Raw genomic sequence first — 6,751 nt, 5'->3', positions numbered from 1 at the left:
CAGATCACCTTGTTGACCCGCAGTCTATCGTTGCTCTGCTTACCTTCTTCGAGAGTGAGCTGGGGAGTGAGGAGGCTGCAGGCATGGCCCTGGCCATATTGCTTCGTCGTCCACTGCCTGAACAGTTAGATCGGTTGGTGTCATCGCACCCTTACTTTGACAAGGAGCGGCGCAGAGCATCTGTGGTGATGGAAAGAGCGAAGCGGGCTCACCGGGCTGGTAATGACCACGAGTATCGCCGCCTGCTGGCAGAGCGTAACGGGATATTGAGTGCGGCCCGGGATCGCTGTGCAGATGAGATCTTGCAAACTGGACGCTGCCCGCAGTGCAAGGGTACCGGCAGGCGTCTGCGACTGGGTGATGAGTGTCCGAAGTGTCACGGTACCGGGCGAGTGGTCCCGGACGCTGAGCTCGTATCACGGCGCTTTGGCATGGCAATGAGCGAAGCAATGGAGCGGTTGGTCGATGAGGTGATTCACCAGGCATCGGACTTGGTGCGGATCATGGACAGGCAAGTGAGGGAGATGAGCTGTTTGGAGTGATTCATTACTTTACGCACGCTGCTATTTCATAACTTGTAAAGGTTTTGGGAGTTTTAATTGAGCGCAACTTTATCTTGCCTTCAGTTCGTATACGCTAAATTATTTAGGGCTTAGTATGGAACCCGGTTTTGTATGGTGGTAGTCTAGCCGCTTTGATTTAGTGTGGTAGTTTTCTTAGGTTATTCTAGAACACTTATCGCATCGTCTAGCATATTATTAACGAAAAAGGATAATTTGTGGTTCGTTTATTTTCCTTTCTGAGATTATCATGGCCTTATATTGCAGGTGTTATGTTGTTAGTCGGATATCTTAATGACATACATGGTGTGTATGGGAATTATATAAAGCAAAAACGAGCTGAGGATAGTTTAGTATTACTCAATACTGGGGTAAGTATCCAACATGTCAAATCTGTATTCGGCAGCCCAATTGTTGAAAGTCACGAAAGAAACAAGAAATTGTCAGAGTATGTATATTCCTTTAAACGGTTCTACTTGCAGGTTGTTTTTAATAATGACAATGAAGTTATTTTCTTTGCTGTGACGTCAAAGGATAAGGATTTTCATCCAACAGTACCGTATTTAAATCAAAGTTTAGGTGAGACGTTCTATGCACTGTCTGAACATTACTCGGAGAATCAGGCTAATTTTAGTTCAAAATTTTTTGAGTATAACGAAAATGTTTATCTAGGGAATGTGGGTAACTATAGAAACGTTTATTTGGCATTTAACCCTGCAGGTGTTGATTATGGCGATATAGAAATGCTGCCATTTGATGAAATGCCAAATCCTTCTGTTGAGATTTCTGATCGCTTTCGGAGACAATCCTATCCCAATACATATGGCGTTGGGAAAATTCTTGGTGGAAGAGATGATAATGAGACGGTTTTTGGAGTAGGAATTGAGTTCTATACATCTAGGGATTTACCTGAGCATCAATACTAATGACATCCAGTTTATATAATTAGGTGTCGAATTTTTTTAGCTTTTCACCATAAGTACTTCTGAAAGCTTTGTCGTATAGCGGGGGCTCAGTTGCTCCCGCTTCATCATCCACTCTCGGTTATCTTTGCCTCGAGCCCCGAAGAATACTTTCCCCAAGCCTTCCTGATTGATCTTGTCGATCACCTGCATCAGAGCCCCGCTGCGAGGTTCTTGCTGCTCCATTGCAAACAGGTCACCTTGCTGGGTTCCTGAGGGAGTGAAGTCAGCCAGCATGACGCCTGCTTTCTGGTACCGGTAACCATCTCTCCAGACTTGTGAGAGGAGAGGAGGGATAAGTGCCAGCAGTGCTCGGGTATCGCTGGTAGGGATGGCGACCCTGGTACTGATGTGCTTGCCGTAGTAGGGCTCTTTCTCATTGAAGGGACTGGTGCGAACGAACAAAGTGACATGGCTGCAGCACATGCCCTCAGCCCGTAGCTTCTCCGCGGCTCTCTCCATGTAACCAGCGAGAGCCTGATGCATAGGGCCAATGGCTGTGATGCGTTCGCCGAAGCTCCTGCTACAGATGATCTGCTGTTTGGCCTGGGCTACTTGCTCGAGGTCTGCACAGGGGATCCCCCGCAGCTCCTGCACTGTCCGTTCGACGACTACGCCATACCGGCTCCGTAGACTCTTGGGGTCGGCAGCAACGAGGTCTGCGACCGTCTTGATGCCTTGAGCCTCCAGCTTGGCTGTCAGCCGTCGGCCTATGCCCCAGACTTCCTCGACCGGTGTAATAGCCATCAGCCTGGCCCGTCTTGCCTCATCGCGTAGATCGACCACTCCACCGGTGGCCGGCCATTTCTTGGCGGCATAGTTGGCAAGCTTAGCCAGGGTTTTGGTGGGGCCAATGCCAACACCAACGGTGAGCCCGGTCCATTGCTGCACACGTGCCCGCACTTGGCGGCCATATTCCAGCAGGTCGCCAGCCCAGCTTTCGCTCAGTTCAATGAAGGCCTCATCAATGCTGTATACCTCAACTGTCGGTGCCATCCCCTCCAACACGGTCATGACTCGGTTCGACATGTCGCCATAGAGGGCATAGTTGCTGGAGAACCAGACCCCACCCATCGCCTCAAAGAACTGGCGGATCTGAAAGTAGGGGACCCCCATCTTGATGCCAATGGCTTTGGCTTCTGGGCTGCGGGATACCACACAGCCGTCGTTATTGGAGAGTACGACGATCGGCACCCCCTTGAGGTCGGGGCGAAATAGCCGCTCGCAGGAGGCGTAGAAGTTGTTCACATCGACCAGGGCAATCACGTGGGGCATGGCTTACCCCAGCTTAGTTTTGTGCAGGACGAAGGTGACGACCCCGAATATCTCGAGCTCTTGTCCCTCTTGCAGATAGATGGGAGCAAAGTCCGGGTTGGCAGGCATCAGCGCAGGATACGGACGTTCCTGCAGCCGCTTCACTGTGAACTCGCCATCAAGACAGGCCAGCACAATGGCGCCATGGCATGCTTTGAGCGCCCTATCGACGATCAGCAGATCACCATCATTGATACCTGCCTGCACCATGCTGTGCCCGCTAGCTCGAACATAGAAGGTGGCAGCCGGGTGCTCCACGCATAGTTGGTTCAGGTCGATCGTCTGTTCGACATAGTCCTGGGCGGGGGATGGAAAACCACAGGCCGCAGGGGACAGATATAAGGGGATCTCAAGTGCTGGCGAATCGAGTTCAGGTACTGCAAACATGGTTAGGACTCTATTGTGCTGTATATAAACACAGTATAGCCTTGCTGCAGATGAAGATCACCGTGGAGCGATTGGCCCCGGATTGCTTGTACTCATTTGAATAAATGCCACGAGAGCGGCAAAATGCTACACAGACTCAACAAGATGGTGGAAGTAAGATGCTTATGTATCAGGCTTGGGAAGCGTGGGGTAAGAAGGGGGCAGTGATCGCAGGGGTCCTGATAGTAGGTTTCTTCATTGCGAGGATTGCGATGTTCAAGCCCCCATTGGAAATGCTGTGGAATACCGATAATTCTGTTCTGTGTATTGTCGCTGGAGAGTCTGGTTTTGTTCCAGAACAAAACATCGACTATTGCCGTAGATTATTTACAGAGAGGAAGGTGTTGAGATCCTTTGAGGAACCTGGCTCATATGGTTATATGCCTGGGGTTAAAGTTCAGACTGGCCTACATACCTTCAGGAGATTATATCAAGCTCTCAGTGAGCAAGACCCTTCATTTTTCGCCCAAGTCCCTAGCTTTGAAACATGGTGGAATGAACTCCCTGTCGATACAAAATCCAGTAGGGGGTAATGATGAGCTATATCCTATGCACCCTGCCGAAAGAGCAGCAGGAGAAAGTTGAGGTCGAGAAGGCAGCCGTCTACGCGGTGTGGAAGGAGCGGAACCCAGAGATCAAGATCCCAGCCAAGAGCGAGACAGGGAACTACAAGGGGGGGATGCAGATCTACTTTTTGCAGCAGGTAGAGCGGTATCGGAAGGTGAAGAAAGGTGCGTATGACTCTGGAAACTGAAGGGCTAAATGCGTTGGTAAAAAGGGCAAGTGATAGGCATCACAAGCCATATTATGACTGGATAAGGAATGTCATCACTCTGTCAGTTGCAGCTTTAACCAGTCTCGTCGCACTTCAGCAGAGCTACATCCCCAAAGAGCCAAAGTTCATCTGGGTGTTGGCACTGTGCTGGATCAGCTTGTTGTTCACGATCCTCGCAGGGATATATGCGCTTCGGTCAGAATTCATGTCTTACCTTGATTCTATAGATGCCCTGAACAAGATGCGAAGAGAGAAAGGGGACGCAATGGCAGCGCTAGAGATTCAGAGGACGGGTCTAACCGCAAAGCCTAATCATTGGCATCGTCTGGCAGTAAAGATCATGCAATGGTCATTTGTGTTGGCGCTATGTGCCCTTAGCATGTTTGCAGTATTAAATCTTCCAGGGTAGTCGAGTTTGTTGTGATGCAAAACTCTCATTGATTTAGTGATATTTGGTTTTGAGACCTATACATCAAAACTCACTTTCTAGCTAGGTTTAGACGCAATGTTTCGATAGGATTGAACCCTCAGGTAATATTACATTTAAAAAGGAGTTTGGTATGTCTTTCACCTGCTGCTGCTGTGATTCAGAAGCAGAATATGTAGAGGTTAACTACCGACATCGTATTGCTAAAGGTACCCCGGTTTACTGCATTGATCATGCTTTCGATGATGATCGTGAAGAATGTCCGTGCTGCGATAACTTCGAAATCGAAGTAGAAATTGATGATAAAGTTGGCTATTTGCTGCCTACCTATACCTCAGGCTCCTTGGATAATGAGGGCTGCTGCTGCGAACACCCTTAACGGTGATTCGTTGGTTGAATCCCCGTCGCCCCAGCGTTAGTATTGCTTAAAGATGGCCAGAGTCTTACCGACCCTGGCCTTTTTGTTTCTAGCCCGCCTCGTGCGGGCTTTGTCGTTTCTGGGGGGAGGGATGAGCAAAGAGGAAGGGGTGGCAACGGCCGCAGTGGTCTCAGGGGTTGCCGTAAAATCCGGCCCGCCGGTCATTGTCTCAACGATGACTCTGGCGGGCTATTCGCTCAATGACTGGGTACTTGCGGCCACGCTGGTCTGGATTGTGGTCCAGATGGGGTGGTTTATTTGGAGCAACATCATCCGGCCTCGGCTTACCCGGGGAGGGAGAGAATGAGCAAAGTACGCGTCGCCGTTGCCGCACTGACGCTCTCCGCCGCGGGCTTTGTGGGGATCTTGAATCGAGAGAACATCAAGCTGGAAGCATACCCGGACCCAGTTCACGGCTGGCAGGTACCCACCATTGGGGCAGGTAGTACCGAGGGGGTGAAGCGAGGCGACAAGATCACTCCGCTCCAGGCTATCAACAGGAGCTTGCGTGAAGTTCGCGTGTTCGAGAGCGCCCTCAAAGGCTGCATCAAGGTACCGCTCTACCAGTATGAGTACGACGCCTACGTCCAGCTGTCGCACAACATCGGCCAGGGGGCGTTCTGTCGCTCGACTATCGTGAAGCGCCTGAATGTTGGTGACTACGAAGGTGCTTGCGAGGCGATCCTGCTGTTTCGTCGTGCTGGCAGCCAGGATTGCTCTGTGCCTGGTAACCGAGTGTGTGGTGGTCTCTGGGCTGACCGGCTGCGCCTGCATGCACAGTGCAAGGGTGGAACATGACTCCAAGCAGCTATGCCAAGGCTGCCCCTTATGTCGCTGGTGGCCTGGTCGTTGCAATCTTGCTGGGCTCAGGCCTGGCCTTGTATCAGTACCGCTACAGCGAAGGCTATCGCGCTGGGGAACAAACTGAGCGGCTTGAGTGGCAAGCGAAATGGAGCCGACAGGCAGCGGAACTCGCTGACGCCAAGGCCAAAAACTTGGAATTGGTGCGTGAAGAAGAGCAGCGCCGCCAGAATGAAATTGAGAAGGTGAGACAAGATGCAGAACAGGATATCGCCCGGGCCGAAGCTGATGCTGCTGCCGCTAATGCTGTCGCTGGTAGCTTGCGCGAACAAGCCCGCCGCCTGGCAAGCCGAGCAGGTCAGTGCGCCGGCAATCCCGGTATTGCCCAAGGAGGCCAGGCAGCAGGCCAGTCTGCCCTGGTGCTCGCCGACCTGCTCAGCCGGGCTGATGCTCGAGCGGGAGAGTTGGCTGCAGCATATGACCGAGCTCGAGCTGCAGGACTAGCGTGTGAGCGGGCCTACGATGCTCTGTCTGCCACAAAGCCCCGCCGATAGGCAAGATTTCTGTTTGTGGGGGAATGGATGAACTGGAATGAAGATCTGGAGCATGTTGGGAAAATGACCGGTGTTGTACACGGTATCCTGTCCCACGATGGCGATACAGCACTGGTGCTCTTGAACACTGGCGTCGCTGTGGAGGTATCTGCGACTCATCTGCCAGTACCCGGGGACACCGTTGTTGAAGGTGAGTTGTCTGTATAAATGGCCCGAATCGACTGGCTTGCGATGCAAGAGGAGTTCACTGCTGAGCACGCAGCCTCTGGCATCAGTGTGAAAGAGTGGTGCGAGAAACAGGGCCTCAACTACCAATCTGCGCGGCGCCATATCAAGTTTCGAACTGCGCAAACTGCGCATTCAGATGTGCGCAATGCGCAAAGTGCGCAGTCCAAAGTGCGCACAATTGCGCACTCTGAGAAGAATGCGCAACCCAAGGGGAATGAGGCTAAGGCCAGAGGGGGAGAGGGAAGAGGGGAAAGGTTATCCTCATCCACACAACCCGGTGACGACT

Annotated in this window: 11 protein-coding genes and 1 pseudogene; 10 read left to right on the top strand and 2 right to left on the bottom strand. The window is 51.7% G+C overall.

Annotated elements, in window-relative coordinates:
• The coding region (locus AACS18_RS02995; RefSeq protein WP_108613659.1) for a TIGR02642 family protein at positions 1-542 on the top strand (542 nt) is incomplete at its 5' end.
• A 236-nt stretch (positions 543-778) separates the two neighbouring features.
• Positions 779-1,486 carry an ETEC_3214 domain-containing protein gene (locus AACS18_RS02990; protein ID WP_146184844.1) on the top strand — a complete coding sequence of 236 codons (708 nt, stop codon included), beginning with the start codon at positions 779-781 and terminating at the stop codon, positions 1,484-1,486.
• Between the two features lie 36 nt (positions 1,487-1,522).
• On the opposite strand, the gene umuC is transcribed toward AACS18_RS02990, so the two are convergent.
• Both umuC and umuD read right to left on the bottom strand, forming a co-directional pair.
• Positions 1,523-2,797, bottom strand: a complete 1,275-nt coding sequence (gene umuC / locus AACS18_RS02985) for a translesion error-prone DNA polymerase V subunit UmuC (protein ID WP_108613658.1) — start codon at positions 2,795-2,797, stop codon at positions 1,523-1,525.
• 3 nt (positions 2,798-2,800) lie between these two features.
• A complete protein-coding gene (gene umuD / locus AACS18_RS02980) occupies positions 2,801-3,223 on the bottom strand; it encodes a translesion error-prone DNA polymerase V autoproteolytic subunit (RefSeq protein WP_108613657.1) in 423 nt (140 codons plus the stop codon).
• 574 nt (positions 3,224-3,797) lie between these two features.
• On the opposite strand from umuD, the gene AACS18_RS02975 reads away from it, so the two are divergent.
• The 8 genes and pseudogenes from AACS18_RS02975 to AACS18_RS02940 form a co-directional block, all read left to right on the top strand.
• On the top strand, positions 3,798-4,016 hold the full coding sequence (locus tag AACS18_RS02975) for a hypothetical protein (protein ID WP_108613660.1): 219 nt from the start codon (positions 3,798-3,800) through the stop codon (positions 4,014-4,016).
• Entirely contained in the window at positions 4,000-4,446 is a 447-nt protein-coding gene (locus AACS18_RS02970; RefSeq protein WP_108613655.1) for a hypothetical protein, read from the top strand. The genes AACS18_RS02975 and AACS18_RS02970 overlap by 17 nt, the downstream gene beginning before the upstream one ends.
• Before the next feature lie 151 nt (positions 4,447-4,597).
• The gene (locus tag AACS18_RS02965; protein WP_146184843.1) at positions 4,598-4,843 is read left to right on the top strand and encodes a hypothetical protein; all 246 of its coding nucleotides are present in this window, start codon (positions 4,598-4,600) and stop codon (positions 4,841-4,843) included.
• 130 nt (positions 4,844-4,973) lie between these two features.
• Positions 4,974-5,189: a hypothetical protein gene (locus AACS18_RS02960; RefSeq protein ID WP_100647266.1), complete on the top strand. Its 216-nt coding sequence runs from the start codon at positions 4,974-4,976 to the stop codon at positions 5,187-5,189.
• Positions 5,186-5,680: a lysozyme gene (locus AACS18_RS02955; RefSeq protein ID WP_108613654.1), complete on the top strand. Its 495-nt coding sequence runs from the start codon at positions 5,186-5,188 to the stop codon at positions 5,678-5,680. Before AACS18_RS02960 ends, AACS18_RS02955 begins: the two co-directional genes overlap by 4 nt.
• Positions 5,677-6,237, top strand: coding sequence for a DUF2514 family protein (locus AACS18_RS02950; RefSeq protein WP_108613653.1), 561 nt, complete (start codon positions 5,677-5,679; stop codon positions 6,235-6,237). The genes AACS18_RS02955 and AACS18_RS02950 overlap by 4 nt, the downstream gene beginning before the upstream one ends.
• 27 nt (positions 6,238-6,264) lie before the next feature.
• Positions 6,265-6,444 (top strand): hypothetical protein, encoded by a 180-nt coding sequence (locus AACS18_RS02945; RefSeq protein ID WP_069529520.1) that lies wholly within the window; start codon positions 6,265-6,267, stop codon positions 6,442-6,444.
• A pseudogene (locus tag AACS18_RS02940) lies at positions 6,445-6,751 on the top strand (terminase); the annotation flags it as partial.

This window comes from Aeromonas sp. HMWF015 (assembly GCF_963878965.1).
Classification (GTDB): Bacteria; Pseudomonadota; Gammaproteobacteria; order Enterobacterales; family Aeromonadaceae; genus Aeromonas; species Aeromonas veronii.
The sequence above is the reverse complement of the archived record's forward strand: the minus strand, read 5'-3'. Positions and strand labels throughout refer to the sequence as shown.

Excerpts from the sequence above, each read along its gene's own strand:
- umuC (WP_108613658.1), bottom strand. The coding sequence starts at position 2,797 with ATGCCCCACGTGATTGCCCTGGTCGATGTGAACAACTTCTACGCCTCC.
- umuD (WP_108613657.1), bottom strand. The coding sequence starts at position 3,223 with ATGTTTGCAGTACCTGAACTCGATTCGCCAGCACTTGAGATCCCCTTA.
- AACS18_RS02975 (WP_108613660.1), top strand. The coding sequence starts at position 3,798 with ATGAGCTATATCCTATGCACCCTGCCGAAAGAGCAGCAGGAGAAAGTT.
- AACS18_RS02970 (WP_108613655.1), top strand. The coding sequence starts at position 4,000 with ATGACTCTGGAAACTGAAGGGCTAAATGCGTTGGTAAAAAGGGCAAGT.
- AACS18_RS02965 (WP_146184843.1), top strand. The coding sequence starts at position 4,598 with ATGTCTTTCACCTGCTGCTGCTGTGATTCAGAAGCAGAATATGTAGAG.
- AACS18_RS02960 (WP_100647266.1), top strand. The coding sequence starts at position 4,974 with ATGAGCAAAGAGGAAGGGGTGGCAACGGCCGCAGTGGTCTCAGGGGTT.
- AACS18_RS02955 (WP_108613654.1), top strand. The coding sequence starts at position 5,186 with ATGAGCAAAGTACGCGTCGCCGTTGCCGCACTGACGCTCTCCGCCGCG.
- AACS18_RS02950 (WP_108613653.1), top strand. The coding sequence starts at position 5,677 with ATGACTCCAAGCAGCTATGCCAAGGCTGCCCCTTATGTCGCTGGTGGC.
- AACS18_RS02945 (WP_069529520.1), top strand. The coding sequence starts at position 6,265 with ATGAACTGGAATGAAGATCTGGAGCATGTTGGGAAAATGACCGGTGTT.